This window comes from Thalassotalea profundi (assembly GCF_014653195.1).
Classification (GTDB): Bacteria; Pseudomonadota; Gammaproteobacteria; order Enterobacterales; family Alteromonadaceae; genus Thalassotalea_B; species Thalassotalea_B profundi.
In genome coordinates, this window is the sequence record NZ_BNAH01000005.1 from 147,086 (window position 1) to 165,815 (window position 18,730).

The 18,730-nt window shown below is 37.7% G+C and carries 13 protein-coding genes and 1 pseudogene; 8 read left to right on the plus strand and 6 right to left on the minus strand.

All coding sequences use genetic code 11. The annotated features are described in order from the left end of the window. On the minus strand, window positions 1-939 hold the full coding sequence (locus IE155_RS07725; protein ID WP_189377671.1) for a LysR family transcriptional regulator: 939 nt from the start codon (window positions 937-939) through the stop codon (window positions 1-3). Between the two features lie 129 nt (window positions 940-1,068). On the opposite strand from IE155_RS07725, the gene IE155_RS07730 reads away from it, so the two are divergent. Together IE155_RS07730 and IE155_RS17930 are read left to right on the plus strand one after the other, a co-directional pair. Continuing rightward, entirely contained in the window at window positions 1,069-2,097 is a 1,029-nt protein-coding gene (locus IE155_RS07730) for a zinc-binding alcohol dehydrogenase family protein (RefSeq protein WP_189377672.1), read from the plus strand. 199 nt (window positions 2,098-2,296) lie between these two features. Then, window positions 2,297-2,515: pseudogene (locus tag IE155_RS17930) on the plus strand (hypothetical protein). Between the two features lie 10 nt (window positions 2,516-2,525). Here the strand turns inward: IE155_RS17930 and amaB are convergent. The 3 genes from amaB to lacZ form a co-directional block, all read right to left on the minus strand. After that, the gene (gene amaB / locus IE155_RS07735; RefSeq protein ID WP_189377673.1) at window positions 2,526-4,058 is read right to left on the minus strand and encodes an L-piperidine-6-carboxylate dehydrogenase; all 1,533 of its coding nucleotides are present in this window, start codon (window positions 4,056-4,058) and stop codon (window positions 2,526-2,528) included. Between the two features lie 35 nt (window positions 4,059-4,093). After that, window positions 4,094-6,442 (minus strand): aminotransferase class III-fold pyridoxal phosphate-dependent enzyme, encoded by a 2,349-nt coding sequence (locus IE155_RS07740; RefSeq protein ID WP_189377674.1) that lies wholly within the window; start codon window positions 6,440-6,442, stop codon window positions 4,094-4,096. A 166-nt stretch (window positions 6,443-6,608) separates the two neighbouring features. Then, on the minus strand, window positions 6,609-9,836 hold the full coding sequence (lacZ, locus tag IE155_RS07745; protein ID WP_189377675.1) for a beta-galactosidase, LacZ type: 3,228 nt from the start codon (window positions 9,834-9,836) through the stop codon (window positions 6,609-6,611). A 249-nt stretch (window positions 9,837-10,085) separates the two neighbouring features. On the opposite strand from lacZ, the gene IE155_RS07750 reads away from it, so the two are divergent. Next, window positions 10,086-10,808 carry a FadR/GntR family transcriptional regulator gene (locus tag IE155_RS07750; RefSeq protein WP_189377676.1) on the plus strand — a complete coding sequence of 241 codons (723 nt, stop codon included), beginning with the start codon at window positions 10,086-10,088 and terminating at the stop codon, window positions 10,806-10,808. A gap of 36 nt (window positions 10,809-10,844) precedes the next feature. Then, complete coding sequence (locus tag IE155_RS07755; protein WP_189377677.1) at window positions 10,845-11,153, plus strand: hypothetical protein; 309 nt, start codon at window positions 10,845-10,847, stop codon at window positions 11,151-11,153. Between the two features lie 93 nt (window positions 11,154-11,246). Here IE155_RS07755 and srmB read toward each other — a convergent pair whose 3' ends face one another. Next, entirely contained in the window at window positions 11,247-12,482 is a 1,236-nt protein-coding gene (gene srmB / locus IE155_RS07760) for an ATP-dependent RNA helicase SrmB (RefSeq protein ID WP_189377678.1), read from the minus strand. A 62-nt stretch (window positions 12,483-12,544) separates the two neighbouring features. Further along, window positions 12,545-13,078, minus strand: coding sequence for a flavodoxin FldB (gene fldB / locus IE155_RS07765; RefSeq protein ID WP_189377679.1), 534 nt, complete (start codon window positions 13,076-13,078; stop codon window positions 12,545-12,547). A gap of 233 nt (window positions 13,079-13,311) precedes the next feature. On the opposite strand from fldB, the gene dsbC reads away from it, so the two are divergent. The 4 genes from dsbC (at window position 13,312) to lysS (ending at window position 18,651) form a co-directional block, all read left to right on the plus strand. Then, on the plus strand, window positions 13,312-14,088 hold the full coding sequence (gene dsbC, locus IE155_RS07770) for a bifunctional protein-disulfide isomerase/oxidoreductase DsbC (RefSeq protein ID WP_189377680.1): 777 nt from the start codon (window positions 13,312-13,314) through the stop codon (window positions 14,086-14,088). Further along, window positions 14,089-15,819 carry a single-stranded-DNA-specific exonuclease RecJ gene (gene recJ / locus IE155_RS07775; protein ID WP_189377681.1) on the plus strand — a complete coding sequence of 577 codons (1,731 nt, stop codon included), beginning with the start codon at window positions 14,089-14,091 and terminating at the stop codon, window positions 15,817-15,819. It abuts the gene before it with no gap. Between the two features lie 109 nt (window positions 15,820-15,928). Next, window positions 15,929-17,027, plus strand: a protein-coding gene (gene prfB, locus IE155_RS07780) for a peptide chain release factor 2 (protein WP_189377682.1) whose coding sequence is annotated in 2 segments (ribosomal slippage) — window positions 15,929-16,003 and window positions 16,005-17,027 — 1,098 coding nt in all. Because the reading frame shifts where the segments join, the coding sequence is not laid out codon by codon here. 67 nt (window positions 17,028-17,094) lie between these two features. After that, window positions 17,095-18,651, plus strand: coding sequence for a lysine--tRNA ligase (lysS, locus tag IE155_RS07785; protein WP_189377683.1), 1,557 nt, complete (start codon window positions 17,095-17,097; stop codon window positions 18,649-18,651). Window positions 18,652-18,730: the final 79 nt, after the last annotated feature.

Consider the following 18,730-nt stretch of genomic DNA (forward strand, 5'->3'; position numbering starts at 1 on the left):
TTAATTATTAAGTTCATTTTTGTCTAAAAAGTTATGTGTGACTAATTGTTTTAGAATTAGCGCACATTTCTCTCGTAACATATCTCTTAATAATCGAATTGCGGGGGTTATTGATTGCCGACTGGGGCAAACTAGCCATAGTTCAGTAGACCGAGCTCTATAAGGTTGCATAAAGGGGGTTATTCTCCCTGCAAGTAAATCATCTGAAATATCTAAGCAGGATTTTACGGCAACACCATGACCTGAAACGCACCAGCGTCGTACTAAATCACCATCATTCGAGGCTCGATCACCTGACATTTTAACTTTATAGAGAGTATCGTTATGAGTAAATGTCCAGACATCATGAATGACATCGTAGAGTTGATAAAACAGGCCATTATGCGCCGCTAATTCGTGAGGATGTTGAGGTTGGCCATTTTGCTCCAAATACTCTGGTGTTGCGCACAATATACCGGGAACGTTACAAATTTTAAAACCGTATAAGTTCGAGTCAGATGGCGAGCCATAGCGTAATGCAACATCAACAGAATCACGATAAAAGTCAATATTGCTATCGCTGACATTCATTTTTAAGCTGACCTTAGGGTGTGTTTTTACGAACTCATCAAGCCAAGGCGTTACAATATTTCGCCCTAAATCTGAAGGTAATGCGATACGTATTTCTCCTTCAACACACCCTTGCTCGTTGTGCAAATTTTGCTTTGCTTGTGAAAGTGCTAATAACGCTTGTTGGCATTGAGGAATATATCGTTCTCCTGCCGCCGAAAGTCTTAATTGACGAGTGGTACGAATAAATAAGTCAACGCCTAATGAAGCTTCAACCCGCTTAATAGCAGCACTTGCTGTAGCTGTTTGCATATCTAAACTGGTCGCTGCTGCCGTTATACTTTTAAACTCAGCTACTTTGATAATGACTTGTAAATCTTCGAGTAACATAACTTTATTTTCAAATTTAATTTGATAATGTTTCGTTTATTATGCTGTTTGTGTTTGGTAAATCAAGTTTTAACATAGCTCTATTGAAGTTAACCACACAAACATAGTTTGACTATTGGAGATAAATACATGAAAGCCATTGGATATAAAGAATCACTACCTATTAATAATGCGGCGTCGTTAGTTGATATTGAGTTAGCTCAACCGATAGCGAAAGGGCGTGACATTTTAGTAAAAGTTAGCGCGATAGCCGTAAACCCAGTTGATTATAAGATCAGACAAAATATGACGGCTGAGAATGGCGAGTATAAAGTGTTAGGTTGGGACGCCGTAGGTGAAGTTGTTTCTACAGGCGAACTTGCAACTACCTTTAAACCAGGTGATAAAGTTTATTATGCTGGCGACTTAAACCGTCAGGGAAGTAATGCGGAATATCAATTGGTTGATGAACGCATTGTTGGCAATAAACCTAAAAGCCTAACCGATTCAGAAGCCGCAGCACTGCCTTTAACTGCCATTACCGCTTACGAATTATTATTTGAACATTTAGCACTAAATAAACAAAGTACAGGCACAAATGAAAGCTCGAAAGAAGTGTTATTAGTGGTGGGTGCAGCAGGTGGCGTAGGTTCTATTTTGGTGCAATTAGCGAGAGCCGTTACTGGTGCAACCATAATAGCGACTGCTTCTCGAGAAAGTTCGAAAGCATGGATTAAAAAGCTTGGCGCACACTATGTGGTTGACCACACTCAACCATTACAAACACAAATTGACGCCTTAGAGCTTGGTGAAGTAACCCATATCGCAAGCTTAAATGGTACAGAGTCATACTTTGACACTTACGTGGAACTTTTAGCGCCATTTGGAAAAATAGCGATGATAGATGATCCAGAAAAACCTTTAGATGTAATGAAACTAAAAATGAAAAGTTTGTCATTACATATTGAATTTATGTTTGCGCGGTCAATGTTTAATGCCAAAGATATGGAAGAACAACGTCATTTATTAAATCATGTTGCTGACTTAATTGATTCTGGGCAAATTGAAACCACATTAGGTAAAGAGTTAGGCACAATTAATGCTGAAAACTTGAAGCTTGCGCATGCAGAACTAGAATCAGGCAAGTCTATTGGAAAAATAGTATTAGCGGGTTTCTAAATACTTCGTTTATTTAAGATTACATAGCATTAAGTAATTAAAAGGATAAGATTTTTAAAAGTTCTATGTTTTTTGAACCAGTGATTAAATTAAAAAAGGCCTGAGGGTTACTCAGGCCAAACTTGCATAACATTAGGGGCTGCTGAGCTTTCGCGGTTAAATTTTGTTCGAGATAAAAGCGTTTTAATCGCGGCGAGTAGTGTGTAGCCTAGTCATTCTAAGCAAATACTACTCAACAAAGAATAAAACGCTTTTAGCCGAATCCTTCGGACAGCATTTGTTGGTCATTTCTACGGCGTTATAGCCTTTTTATGTGGAATAACCACATGACAAAGGCTATGCCTTGTATAAATACCCAACAAATAGCTGCAAAAATGATCTCGAACGTTCAACAGCCCCTAGTTCTATTGATGGATAAGTTGCTTTATCTACAAGTCGAATTTTATGCCTTGAGCAAGAGGAAGCTCGGTTGAAAAGTTAATGGTGTTGGTTTGACGACGCATATAAGCTTTCCATGCGTCTGAGCCCGATTCACGTCCGCCGCCGGTTTCTTTTTCGCCACCGAATGCGCCACCAATTTCAGCACCTGAGGTACCAATATTTACATTAGCAATGCCGCAGTCTGATCCCCAGTGAGACAAAAAGGTTTCACATTCACGCATATTATTTGAAAATATTGCTGACGATAGACCTTGAACGACATCATTTTGTAGGGCTATAGCGTCATTTACATCGCCTTTATATTTAATTAAATATAAAATTGGGGCAAATGTTTCGTGCTGAACGGTTTGATAATGGTTTTCTGCTTCAATCATTACGGGTTCTACGTAACAGCCAGACTCATAGCCTTCACCACTTAATACGTTACCACCACACAGTACTTTACCACCTTCTTCTTTTACGGCTTTTATAGCATTCGTAAAGGCTTGTACAGAATCGGTATCAATTAATGGACCCACATGATTATTTTCATCTAATGGCGATCCAATTCTTAAGCCTTTGTATGCTTTAGTTAATACCGCTTTAACTTGGTCATATATCGATTCATGAATGATCACTCTACGGGTAGAAGTGCAACGTTGTCCAGCTGTGCCAACTGCACCAAAAACAATGGCAGGCACTGCAAGTTTAAGATCAGCATCAGGGGTTAGGATCATGGCATTGTTGCCGCCAAGCTCAAGTATGCTTTTACCAAAACGAGCGGCGACTTTTTGACCCGCATGTCGGCCTACACGGGTAGAACCTGTGACTGAAACTAACGGTACATTTTTATCTTCAAGCATATCTTCACCAATGACATTTGCATCGCCAATAACGAGTGAAAAAATACCTTCTGGCAACTTATTGTCGATTAATACTTCTTTAATGATATTTTGACAAGCAATAGCGGTTAATGGTGTTTTTTCTGATGGCTTCCAAACGGTTGCATTACCACAAATAGCAGCAATCATGGCATTCCATGACCACACAGCAACAGGAAAGTTAAACGCTGAAATTACACCAACCACACCTAAAGGGTGATATTGATCGTACATACGATGTAGTGGACGCTCAGAATGTAGTGTTGAACCATTAAGTTGTCTTGACAGACCAACGGCAAAGTCACAAATATCAATCATTTCTTGAACTTCACCAAGACCTTCTTGTAATGATTTCCCCATTTCGTAGGCAACAAGTTCGCCTAATGGCTGTTTAAATTCTCTAAGTTTATTGCCTATTTGACGTACAATATCACCACGTTGTGGTGCAGGTACTTGTCGCCATTCAACAAAGGCACTTTTTGCGCTATTGATCACTTTTTGATAGTCGCTTGCGTTACATTTATAGACGTTGGCAATTGTTTTTCCGTCAACAGGGGATTTTATTTCAAATACACCTTCATCTGTGGTTGTTAACCATTGTGTTCCTGTAGATGCGCCGTAGTTATTAGCTTCAATTGCTAATGAGTTTAAAAAATCCATAGTTCCTCTGTAGATCGTTGTTTTATTAAAGTGTGTTAATTAGAGTTAATGTTAAGTTGCTTCAATCCTTGCTCGATAACATTAACGAAGATATCAGCGTCGCGTTTGCTAAACACGATAGGGGGTTTTATTTTTAAAATATTATAAAATCTGCCTTCTGTGCTTAATAACACCTGATGCGCTTTTGCAAATTCCACTAATTTGCCTGTTTCATCGGTAGCTGGTGTTTTGGTTTCTCTATCGGTCACTAATTCAACGCCAATAAATAAGCCTAAACCGCGAACATCACCAATTATTGAATATTCTTCTTGTAAGGTCTTAAAACGGTTAAGTAGATAATGTCCAACAGTGAGGGCGTTTTCTTGCAGCCTTTCTTGTTTGATAACATCAAGTACTGCATTACCAATGGCGCATGAAACTGGGTTGCCACCAAAGGTATTAAAATATTCCATACCGTTAACAAAAGCATCAGCAATGGCTTGGGTTGTAATTACGGCAGCCATCGGGTGGCCATTACCAATAGGTTTGCCTAAGGTGACAATGTCTGGCACAACGTTTTGCGTTTCAAATGCCCACATATGAGTGCCTACGCGTCCAAAACCTACTTGTACTTCGTCAGCAATACAAACACCACCAGCATTTCTTACTAATTGATAAACTTGCGTTAAGTAGCCTTCAGGCATAATAATTTGCCCTGCTACCCCTTGTAGCGATTCACAAATAAAGGTGCCTACTTGTTCACCTTTTGCTTCAATATCTGCAATTACTTGAGCAACATCATTAGCATAATCTGTTGCGGTGTTTTCGCCTTGGTATTTACCACGATAGGGGTCAGGTAGGGTCACTTTATGAACATAATCTGCAGCGCCTTTTCCACCAGGGCCATCAAATTTATAAGGGCTTGCTTCAATACATGCGCTGGTGTTGCCGTGATAAGCACCATCTACGGTTAATAATTGTTTAGAACCAGTAAAGTTTTGAGCTAATCGGAAAGCGAGTTCATTGGCTTCACTTCCTGAATTTACTAGCATACATACCGATAACTTTTCTGGCATGGTCGCAAGTAATTTTTCTGAATATTCAACAATGTTGTCATGCAAATAGCGTGTATTGGTATTAAGTTTTGCTAATTGGTTTTGACCTGCACTCACTACTTTGGGATGGCAATGGCCAACATGACAAACATTATTTACCATATCTAAATAGGGCGTACCATATTCGTTATATAAATAAGCACCTTGACCGCGTACGATTTTAAGCGGCTCTTTGTAGCTTAAACTTAAGGTTTTTCCTAAATGCTTTTTACGGTAGTTAACAATCTCATTTTTTGATTTTCCATTGTCTAAAGGTAAGCCACAGGCAGTACGAAGTTGGCAAAGCACAGCAAAAGGATTACAGGTACTGAGTAGGGTAAGTAATTGCCAAGCAGGAGCCACAGAAATATTCAAATATTCATTATCTGGATTTTCTTTTATTGCTAACGCAGCGTTGCATACGGTAGTACATAAGCGTAAAGCGACTAAAGAATAAAGGACTTCAAGCTCTAAATCACTTAACGGACGCACCTGATGATAAGCACTTACTATCGCTGTTAGCGCTTTTAATGGGTGCTCTTGCCCCATTAATGCATAAGCACAAGTAATCGCTAAATCATTTATTATATGGGTATGGACCATGTCACCAAAGTCTATTAAACCCGTAACTTTCGTTGGGGTGGTAATACTATCAACTAAAACATTATGATCGTTAGCATCGTTATGAATTACCCCTTGTGGTAACTGACCAATAACAGGAAGTGTTTGTGTTTGATAAAGCATTAAAAATTTATCAACTAAAACGGCTTGGCTTGTGGTGAGTAAATGTTTTTTACTCATACATATCGGGTAGCCTTGGGCCAAATCCCACTCTAAATAGCGAAAAGCGCCAGGATGAGTAAAATCAGCTAAGCTATTATCAATTTGCGCAATAAATTGGCCTAAGCTAGACCACAAAGGCCCATTAGCCGTTTTACTTTCAATTTGGGCATAAAAGTCGCCAGTTAAATAACTAAGTACACGCATGTTAAATACACTAGAGGTATTAGCGTTTGTATCTGTAGCTGAAATTTTCGTGATGGCATCGTTATAGTTATTGTTTATCACGTTTGGCACTTGGCAATGTCGATTAACCAAATGTTCCATGGCTGCATTTTGCATTTCTAGTGCGGATAAAGGCTCTGCATTATTGGCTATTTTTACAATATAACGTTCATTATCGGGTGTCGTTAATAAATAATTTTGATCACAATATCCTTGTAACGGTTTAAGGGTACCTAATAAATTATAATGCGAATTGACTAAGCTAAGCACATTATCGGCGGTAAATTTAGGTGTAGTTATTGTCATAATTATCTCTGTAATTTTTATGGGTAGCTTGGTATTTAAGTCGTCACATATTTACTTGTAAATGCGGCTAACTAATCGATTTTTCAGTAATTTCTCTTGCATTACATTACTAGCGCCATCCTTGGCAAAAAAGCCCAACCTACTGATTAATTTACTAATGTCAGAATTAGTGCGTTTTTACGGAACGAGCTAATTCTGCAATATCAATGTTTTCACCTGTAAACGGAATTAACGTAAAACCATATTCCATACTTTTTGCAGGAATAGTATATTGTGGATGTACTAGACGCCCCCAAGATGTATCGCCGCCAACACCCATTTGTTTATGATCAATATTAAGTGTAACTAGGTCTCGCATGGGTAAGTATGCGCCATGCTTACTGGTAACAGGGACTAAACCTGAAGCTGATTCCCCGCCGTCTTTACCTGCAATAAAGTCTATGTCACTTTGCAAGTAAGGCCATGCGCTGGCATTTAACAATTGATCACCTACGGCAATTAACCCCATATTTTGATTGTTTTTAAGAGCAACCCAACGAATATCTGTTTTATTTGCATTTTCTTGTGGGCGAACATAATCATGAATTTGATCTTTTACTAGGCTTCGGTAAACAGAAATAGGGGCTGACGTTTTTCTATCGGCATAGCTTTCATGTGGACCTCGACCAAACCAAGACATTAGTTCAAAATCGCTCGGCATAGCTAATTGCATTCCAAATCTTGGAATATTTGCTAATTCTTGACCGTTATCTAGGGTTAAAGATTGATTAACGTGAACAAGACCATTATTTCTTACATGGTAACGTACGGCTAACTTGCCTTTAAAATATTTGCTGCTGTAGCTTGCATTCACATGATAACCATCATCTACTAGGGTGTAGGTAAAAGTATTTAGTGCCAACTCATTAGCTGCCTTTTGCCAGATAGCAGCCCAATTTTGCATGCCATTGCCTAAATCGTTATCTGTTGGTGCTCTCCAAAAATTAGTTTTTAACGCTTGAGTAATTAGAGGTGTTTGTTGGAAATTAAACGCGGTTAGCCAACCTGTTTTTTTGTTAAATGAGATTGTGCTATCACTATTGCTAAACGCTATTTTAGTTTGTGTATCTTCAACAACTTTCATTAAATTAATCGTGTTTTTAGCTGTTTTTTCATTTGAAGAATGCTTAAGTGCTAAATGTTTATAAGCAACAGGTAACTTAAATTGTTCAAAGGCAAGCTCATGTCCAGCGCCTAATAAACCATAGGGTTCTTTAACAATGGCTGTTAACGTAATAAAGTATTCTTTATTATCACTTGTTGGTAACTGTGGTAATGATAGATTTATCGCCTGTTTTTCACCTGCATTTACTACTGGGAATGCTTGCATACCATTGGCGATATTTTTACCATCGGCTTCAATGTTCCAACGTAAACTAAAACGCGATAAATCAATAAAGTCATAGCGATTTTCTACTAAAAACTCTGTTGGTTTAGCCTTGTTTTGATGAAAACGAATTGCTTGGTAGACTTTTTTAACTTCAAACGCATGAGGGTGAGGTTCGCGATCTGCATTCATTAAACCATTATTTAAAAAGTTACCATCAGTTGGCAAAGTTGGGTGAAAGTCTTTACCGTAGGCCCAAAATTTTACGCCATTTTCATCAGTGTAAGAAAGCGCTTGATCAACCCAATCCCAAATAAACCCGCCTTGCAGTACATCGTATTTTTCAATGGCGTTCCAATAATCTTGTAAGTTACCTACTGAATTTCCCATGGCGTGTGCATATTCAATCATAATCGCTGGACGAGTAGGATTAGATTCTGCGTATTCTATTAAACGCTCAATTGAAGGGTACATTGGCGCGAATACATCGGTATAATAATCTTCTTTTGCGGGCTCGTATTGGACTAAGCGGCTAGTGTCATTATCTTTTAACCACTTATACGTGGTTTCAAATACTTTACCTGTACCTGCTTCATTACCTAATGACCAAATAATAATTGATGGGTGATTTTTATCACGCTCAAACATGCGTTGCGTACGGTCAAGGTGCGCGGGTATCCAACTTTCTTCATTGCCAAGCTGTGTTTTTTCATTAATGGCTAACGGGTGAGATTCAATATTGGCTTCATCAATAACATACATACCGTATTTGTCCGTTAATTCGTACCAGTATGGGGCATTTGGATAATGGCTAGAGCGAACAGCATTAATGTTGAATTGTTTCATTAATTTAATGTCTTTTTCCATAGAGGCTTTTGTTACCACATGACCATGCTGTGGATCGGTTTCATGTCGGTCAACACCACGGATAGTAATAGCTTTACCATTGACTAATAATTGTCCGTTAACTGACTCTACACGTCTAAAACCGATATCATTTCGAATAGACTCAATGATATCGCCCTGATTATTTTTTAAATTAACTAATAAAGTATATAAATTAGGAAGTTCAGCAGACCACAAGGCTGGTTTAATTACGTTAGCTGATAACGATACAGACGTATCTTTATTACTTGTTAATGTAAGTTTAGCTTCCTTACTTATGACAGGAGACATGTCGTTACGTGGATCAAGTAACTGCATTTCAACAGTCGTTACCGCTTTAGTTGAGGCATAGTTTTTAACAATTAAATCAACGTCAAGTATTCCTTTACTGAGTTTTTGATTTAGTGTGGGTTTTGCATGAACATCAAAAATATGTTGTTTTGGGGTCGCGTATAAATAAACATCACGCTCAATGCCTGAAATACGAAGCATATCTTGGCTTTCTAAATAACTTGCATCGCTCCAACGTCGAATTTGAAAGGCTAAAATATTACGTCCTTCTTTTAAATAAGTAGATAAGTCAAATTCTGCAGGCGTTTTTGAACCTTGACTAAAGCCCACTTTTTTACCATTAAGCCATACATCTAAACTTGATTTTGCCGCACCGACATGTAAAAAAACTTGTTTATTTTTCCAATGGTTAGGAAGTTTAAATTCCTTACGATACGAGCCTATAGGGTTGTAATTTTTTGGCGCATCAGGCCAAGTTGTAGCGAAAGGAAAGCGTTCATCTAAATAAATAGGGTAACCATAACCTTCCAATTCCCAATTACTGGGCACGGGTATGTGGCCCCAATTGGAATCATCAAAGTTTGGGGCTTCAAAACCGTCGGGCTTATTTTTTGGTGAACGTTGCCAATTAAACTTCCATAAACCATTTAATAATAAATAATTAGCGCTTTTTTCTTTATCGTTGACTAAAGCAGCTGATGTATTAGCAAATGGAAACAAAGTGGCGTGTGGCGCTTCTTTATTGATAGCAAATACTTGGTGATCTTCCCAAGGTTCACGTGTCTGAGCGTGACTAATTGAGCTATGGATAAAAACGGTGGCAAAGGTCAATTGTTTAATTAGTTTAAGCATTGTGTCATCTAAAAATATATACAATAGTATTTATAATACAAATAAAAAAATAAGAAGCAAGTGTTAAATGCATTTGTTTTTATGTGAGCGGTATTAGCAAGGGTAATGAAAATGTTAATAATGTTAACAAGGAGGGGGATAAACGTGATGAAATAGCAAAAAATAAGATTGAGTAAAAAATCTACTAGGTAAATGAGTCATCCTCATTTATCATACAAATTAAATTCAGGTTAAAATTTATCAGGAAATATGGAATCTTCGCATCGCAACTTAACCCAACAAGTGGTTCATGAATTAGGCAAATCTATATTCCAAGGAACATATAAAGTAGGGGATAGCTTACCTTCGGAAGCGGAACTCTGTACTCGATTTAACATTAGCCGAACTGCGACTCGCGAAGCGGTTAAAATGTTAACGGCAAAGGGACTTATTGGCTCTAGACCTAGACAAGGCATTAAAGTGCTTGATTCAAAGCATTGGAATTTATTCGATGTTGATGTACTTGATTGGATCTTAATTGGTAAGCCTGATTTATACATGTTAAGAAGTTTCCAACAGTTGCGTTTAGCTATTGAAGCTGAGGCTGCATTTTTGGCAGCTCAATATGCGCAGCCGGAAGATATTAAAGCAATAGAAGATGCTTTAGTGCGGATGAAGGATGCTACCAATGGTGAAGATGACACCCATGAAGCTGATATCGACTTTCATCAAAGTATTTTATCCGCCAGCCAAAACCCTTTCTTTATCCAATTAAAGAACTTTATTACTACAGCATTGAAAGTAAACTTACGTTTCACCAATCGTTTAAAAGCGGTAACGTTAGAAGAATATCAAGCGCATGTTGATATTTTTGACAACATTAAGGCGAAAGACTCTCAAGCTGCATTTGATGGTGCAATGGTGACGCAACGCGCAACATTAGCTTTGATTAACGAACAAATACAACAGTTTGAGAGTAAGGGAGATAGTTAAGTCCGTCACGAAAAAATACAATCATTAGGTGGACTTATGAAAAGTAAAAGTCACTTATTATGTTTTTTATTGATTTTTCCAATGTTAGTTTTAGCTGATGATATGGAAAAATTTTATGAATCCATAATTACATTAGAAATGCTTGTGGATCACTTAGGTGAAACTGCTAAGGTAACTAAGTTTACCGATCAAGGAATGCAGTTTACTCATTATTACTATAAGCAGTTAAATCGTTCGTTTATTGTGAGTGATGAAATATGGGAAGTATGCCATACCTATGAAGGTGCAACTATTTTAAGCTGCTTTCCTTGTGCTAAAGACGAAGTTTCAACACAATGCCCTTGAATTTCATCATTAAAAACTTTTCTTAATAAATAAAAAAGCATCATATTTTAATGATGCTTTTTAGATTTCGTTGAAATTTTTACGTTTTATTGTTTACTTCTTTTTGCGTTTCGCTATTTTCTTCGCTTTTGCTTTTTTCTGGGCTGCTGTTCTTTTTACTTTAGGTTTTTTGATTGAAACGCGTGATTCTTTGTGTTTTGGACGTAATTCTTCGATGATTCTTCGAGGTAGTTTTTCATCGATATAGCGTTCTATTTTTCCAATAATGGCCATATCATGTGCTTCAACTAGCGAAATGGCAGTTCCTTTATTACCAGCGCGTCCTGTTCTACCAATACGGTGAATATAAATATCAACCATTCTTGGCATGTCGAAGTTAATAACGTGAGTTATGTCATCAATATCTAAACCTCTCGCCGCCACATCCGTAGCAACAAGTACATTTACCTTGCCTGTTTTTAATCGATCAACGGCATTGTTGCGCTTATCTTGTAGCATTTTTCCTTCAAGCCAAGCACAAGGAATTTCTTCGGCGTATAATTTTCCGGATAAATATTGAACAGTTTCACGTTTATTGGCAAACACTACAGCACGTTTAACACCTTCTTGCTTAAGAATGTTAGCCAATAGTTTAAACTTATGATCTTTATCATCAGCGAGGTGGATCCACTGATGAGTTTTGGCTTTTTCTTGACGTGACGGATTAGACTCTAAATAAACAGGATCATTTAAAATTTCTCTGGCAAATTTAGACACACCAGCACTTTCTAATGTTGCTGAAAATAATAACGTTTGCTTACGCCACCGCGCTTCACCAATAATTCGGTTGATGGTTTCAGAAAACCCCATATCAAGCATACGGTCAGCTTCGTCTAATACTAGAATTTCAATGTCTCTAGCATCGAATTGTTCGTTTTCTATGTATTCGAGTAAGCGTCCAGGCGTTGCAATTAAAATATCAGTATTTCCTGTTAATACCTCTTGGTGACTTCCGTAATTAACACCGCCGGTTACTACCGCCGTTTTAATGCTTGTCAGTGACGTTAATTTTTCAGCTTGCTCACCTATTTGTAGAGCTAATTCACGGGTTGGTGATAATACGAGTACACGAGGAAATCCAGCTCTTTTTCTTGGATAATCAAGTAAATGTTGTGCAGCAGGCAACAAAAAAGCAGCAGTTTTACCTGTACCTGTAGGTGCTGATGCTAATACATCTTTACCTGCCATTGCTTCCGGTAAAACAAGAGATTGGATTGATGTTGGTTTTTTGAAGCCGGCATTGTTAATACCGCCTAGAAGTTCTGAATCTAGCTCGAACTGCTCAAACATAAAAAATTAAATTCACTTTGGATAAAATTGCCGCTAATTATAAAGGCAATTGTTGTTATTAGCTAATCATCTTGCGATAAAAGCTGCTCAATTTCACTTTTAATTTGTTGACACCAAGTCGCTATTCGTTCGTCTGATAAATCATATTGGTTGTCTTCATCAAGTGCTAAGCCAACAAACTCAGTTTGATCTGAGGTTAATGCTTTTGACTGTGCAAACTCATAACCTTGATTAGGCCAATAACCAATACAATAAGCGCCTTGTGCTGTAACTTGCTGATGTAACATTCCAAGAGCATCTTGAAACCAGTCGGTATAGCCTATTTGATCGCCCATACCAAAAAGAGCGATGACTTTATTAGATAAATCAAGATCAGCAATTTCAGGCCAATGACTTTCCCAATCTTCTTGTATTTCACCATAATCCCACGTTGAAATACCAAAAATAAGCAGATCAAAATTTTGACAATCTTTTAATGGCGTTTCTTTTATATTAAAAAGCTCTACGGTTAGGTCATCGGTAAAATGTTGTTGAATTTTTTCTGCTGCTATTTCTGTATAGCAAGTAGTAGAGCCGTAAAATAAACCTATATTCATAGTTATTATATCGTTACTAGTTGAAGAGTATTTTTAAATGTTCGCGAGTTTACCAGAAAGCGTCTCATAAGTGTTACCATAGTGCGAATAAGTTAAATGTTAATTTAGTCGAAGATTGATTTTTTAATAATAAGCCTGTAATTTTAGCGCAATTAAAACGGTCTTGTTTTTATTGAGTATTCGCTTGATTGTTACGCTCATAATTTATCGTGTAGTTTTATTTAGGAAAACGTATGTTTAAAAAAATATTATTAGGTACCGTATTCTCCGTCGGTTTAATTTCTCCTACTTGGGTACAAGCCGTAGATGCACCGAACTCGTCTAAGACGTCTGTAGTTGAAGGTGAACTAAAAGCGTTAACAGCTAAGTTGACTGATGTTTTAGGTGACATTACCTCAATTAAACCAAGCCCCATGGTTGGGTTAGTTGAAGTAATAGCGGATCATCGAGTATTTTATTCAAGCCTTGATGGCAATTTTTTGGTTGATGGCAAGCTGTATGACATTAATGCCCGCAATGATATTACCGAAGAAACTTTGAAAAAGGTTAGGCTTGAAGGTGTAAAGAGCTTTGCTGGGGATATGATTGTTTATAAAGCAAAAAATGAAAAACATGTGATCAATGTGTTCACTGACATCACTTGTGGCTATTGTCGTAAAATGCATGAGCAAATGGATGACTATAACGATAAAGGTATTACTGTACGTTATTTAGCTTATCCTCGATATGGCGTAAGAGATCAGATGGGGCAATATTCTCAAGGGTTTAAAGATTTACAATCTATATGGTGCCATGAGGATCCTCAAAGTGCATTAACTAAAGCTAAGCAAGGATCACCAGTTGCGCAAAGAATATGTGATAAGCCTGTTGAAGCTGAGTTCGACTTTGGACGAAAAATTGGAGTTAATGGTACTCCAGCAATCATTTTAGAGAATGGTTTAATGGTTCCTGGTTATAAAGATCCAAACAGCTTAATTAACATTTTAGATCAAATTAAAGCTACAAGTTAAGTGGTCACAAAAACTGTTGTTCGTCGCAAAAAGGTTTGCGATGAGCATTTATCAGGTCAATTACACCCTGTTATTAAACAGATTTATGCCAGCAGAGGCGTTAGCTCAGATCAAGAACTAACGCTAGCAACTAACCTCCTCGCTCCTGTTGGTTCTATGAAAGGGCTTGAAAAAGCCTGCCAAGTACTTTTTCACGCATTAAAAAATCAGCAATCTATTTTTATTATTGGAGATTTTGATGCTGATGGTGCCACTAGTACGGCACTAATGATGATCGCACTCTCATTATTTGGCTGTAAAAATCATCAATTTTTAGTGCCTAATAGATTTGAATATGGCTATGGCTTAACACCTGAAATTGTCAATATTGCTGCTAATCAAGGTGCTCAACTTTTAATCACTGTTGATAGTGGGATCAGTTGTCATGCGGGTGTAGAGCAAGCTAAAGCTTTAGGTTTGAAAGTTATTGTAACGGATCACCATTTAGCGGGAAAAACGCTACCGCCAGCAGATGCTATTGTTAATCCTAACCAACCTGATTGTGCTTTTACCAGTAAATCTATTGCAGGGGTTGGTGTTGCTTTTTATTTGTGTTTAGCAATGCGTAAATATTTACGCGAGCAAGAGTGGTTTAACCAACAAGGTATTAATGAACCTAATATTGCTCAATTACTTGATTTAGTTGCTTTAGGCACTGTAGCAGATGTTGTTTCTTTAGATGCTAATAATCGTATTCTTGTTGAACAAGGCTTGAAACGTATTCGTGCTGGTGTAACACGACCTGGCATACAAGCATTAATAGAAGTTGCAGGAAAAAAACAGCAACAATTAGTGGCAAGCGACTTTGGTTTCGCGTTAGGACCTAGAATAAATGCGGCAGGGCGATTAGATGATATGGCCTTTGGTATTAATTGTTTACTTGCTGATAATTTGATGAATGCGCGATTGATGGCGCAAGAGCTTGATGGATTAAATAAAACACGTCGTGAAATTGAGCAAGGTATGCAACAAGAGGCTGAAAGTGTACTTAAAGCGCTGAATTTTACCGAAGACACTTTACCTTCTGCAATAGCGCTATTTCACCAAGACTGGCATCAAGGCGTTATTGGCATTGTTGCTGGCCGACTAAAAGAAAAGTATCACCGACCTACTATTGTTTTTGCTCAGTCTGAAAATGGACTTGAACTTAAAGGTTCCGCCCGCTCTATTTTAGGCTTACATATTAGAGATTTACTTGAACATATTGATAGCCAAAAGCCAGAACTCATTATTAAATTTGGTGGTCATGCGATGGCGGCAGGCCTGTCGATTAATAAAGCGCATTTTAACGAATTTCAACAAGCGTTTACTCATTATGCCAGCCTTTGGTTAAATGAAGAGTTGCTCCAAGGCACTATCATGTCTGATGGCGAACTTCCGTCAGAAGCAATGACATTATCTTTTGCCCAATTAATTAGAGATTCAGGCCCATGGGGGCAAAATTTTCCAGAGCCTACTTTTGATGATACATTTACCTTAATGCAACAACGTATTGTCGGTGAAAAACATTTAAAAATAGTAGTGGAAAAAGAAGGGCAGCTATACGATGGTATTGCTTTTAATGTTGATGTTTCACAATGGCCAAACCCACAAATACAGCAGGTTCATTTAGCTTATCGTTTAGATATTAATGAGTTTCGTGACAAACAAAGTCTACAATTGATAGTAGAGCATATTACAGTAGTAAATTGATGGGTATTTAACTTCATCTGTTAATGTATTCAATTATTTATTTGCCTGATGATTTACGCTACAATGCGCGCCTATTTTGCTATATTTCAAGAAAGACATAACGCTAATAATGTTTGAAGTAAATCCAGTCATAAATAAAATTAAAGAAATTCGCGAGCGTACAGAGCTACTTCGGGGGTACCTTTGACTATGATCACAAGAGTGAGCGTTTAGTTGAAGTAGAAAGAGAATTAGAATTACCTGACGTTTGGAATGAACCTGAACGAGCACAAGCCTTAGGTAAAGAACGTTCAGACTTAGAAACAGTTGTTAACACTATCGATGAGCTAGATGCTGGTTGTGACGACATCGAAGGTCTAGTTGAGTTGGCGATAGAAGAAAAGGATGAAGAAACATTTAATGATGCCCAATCAGAAGTAACAACACTTGAACAAAGCTTAGAGAAATTAGAGTTTCGTCGAATGTTTTCTGGTGAGCAAGACGCTAGTAATTGTTATTTGGATATACAATCAGGCTCAGGTGGTACAGAAGCCCAAGATTGGGCAGAAATGATAATGCGTATGTATTTACGTTGGGGCGAAGCCCATGGATTTAAAGTAGAAGTTCTTGAAGTGACTGATGGTGATGTAGCCGGTATTAAAGGTTGTACGATTAAATATACCGGTGATTACGCTTACGGTTGGTTACGTACAGAAACTGGTGTTCACCGTTTAGTGCGTAAGTCTCCATTTGATTCAAGTGGTCGTAGACACACTTCATTTGCATCCGCATTTATTTATCCTGAAATAGACGATAATATTGAGATTGATATTAACCCAGCTGATTTACGTGTTGATACATATCGAGCATCGGGTGCTGGTGGACAGCATGTGAATAAAACTGATTCAGCTATTCGCTTAACGCATATACCAACAGGTGCGGTTGTACAATGTCAAAGTGATCGTTCTCAGCACAAAAATCGTGCTGCAGCGATGAAGTTATTAAAAGCTAAATTGTATGAACTTGAAATACAAAAGCAAAATGAAAACAAGCAAGAGCTTGAGGATGGTAAATCAGATATCGGTTGGGGCAGTCAAATACGCTCTTATGTTTTAGATGACAGCCGAATTAAGGATTTACGTACAGGTATTGAAAATCGTAATACGCAGGCCGTATTAGATGGTGATCTTGATAAGTTTATCGAGGCATCATTAAAGTCAGGGTTATAACGTTTATAATCCTAAAGTAATTATTTAATGTTGATTGACGAGCAAGCGCTCTTTATTTGGAAAAAAAATGACAGACCAAACACAGCAAGACGAAAACAAACTTATTGCCGAACGTCGAGGCAAGTTAACGCAAATCAGAGAAAACTGCCCAGCGAATGGTCATCCAAATAAATTCGATCGAAAACACTATGCAGCTGATTTGCAAGCTGAACATGGTGAAAAAGATAAAGAAACCCTTGAAGCTGAAACTGCTGAATACAGTATCGCTGGCCGTGTGATGGCAAAGCGTGGTCCATTCTTGGTATTACAAGATATGACCGGACGCATTCAAGCATATGCCCATAAAACTGTGCAAAAAGATATTAAAGAACGTTGGGGAACATTAGATATAGGCGATATTATCGGTGTTACTGGTACTATGCATAAGTCAGGCAAAGGTGATTTATATGTCAATATGGACAAATATGAGTTACTGACTAAATCGTTACGCCCATTACCTGAAAAATTCCATGGCTTATCTGATGTAGAAACAAAATATCGCCAACGTTATGTTGATTTAATTATTAATGAAGATACCCGTAATACGTTTAAAATTCGCTCTAAAATAGTGGATGGTATTCGTAAGTTTTTAACAGAACGTGATTTTATGGAAGTTGAAACACCAATGTTACAAACAATTCCTGGTGGTGCTTCGGCTAAACCGTTTGAAACGTTTCACAATGCATTAGATATTCAGATGTTTATGCGTATTGCTCCTGAGCTTTACCTTAAACGTTTAGTTGTTGGTGGTTTTGAAAAAGTATTTGAAATTAACCGTAACTTCCGTAATGAAGGTTTATCGACTCGTCATAACCCTGAATTTACTATGATCGAATTTTATCAAGCTTACGCTGATTACCATGACCTTATGAATTTAACTGAAGAAATGTTACGTACATTAGCCCAAGACGTTATGGGGACATCGGTTATTCGTAACACAGTGAAAAACGCCGACGGTGAAGTAGTCGAAGAAAAATTTTATGACTTTGGCAAACCATTTGTTCGTTTATCTATGGTTGATTCAATTCTTCAATACGGTAAAGAAAAATACAATGATGTATTAGACGAAAATGTATTACGTAACCCAGAAGCAAATTTTGAAGCATTAAAAGCGATTGCCAAACAAGTTGGTGTAAAAGAAACTGAAGCTTCTAAGGTATGGGGTGCTGGTAAATATATTTGTGAAATTTTTGAAGAAGTTGCAGAGCATTTATTAGATCAACCCACATTTATCACAGAATACCCTTGGGAAGTATCACCGTTAGCTCGTCGCAATGATGAAAACCCGTTTATTACTGACCGTTTCGAGTTCTTTGTTGGCGGTCGTGAATTAGCCAATGGTTTCTCTGAGCTTAATGACGCAGAAGACCAAGCAGCGCGTTTTCAAAATCAAGTTGAAGGCAAAGATGCCGGTGATGATGAAGCAATGCATTATGATGCAGACTATATTACTGCGCTTGAATACGGTTTACCGCCAACAGCAGGTGAGGGGATTGGCATTGACCGTTTGGTTATGCTATTTACTGATTCACCGACGATTAAAGATGTTATTTTATTCCCGCACATGAAACCGATAGCGGAATAATTTATTAGCCTTGCTTTTTAAGTCTCTATTTTAAAAGCCAATGAATAATTTTCATTGGCTTTTTTGATCTCTAGGCATA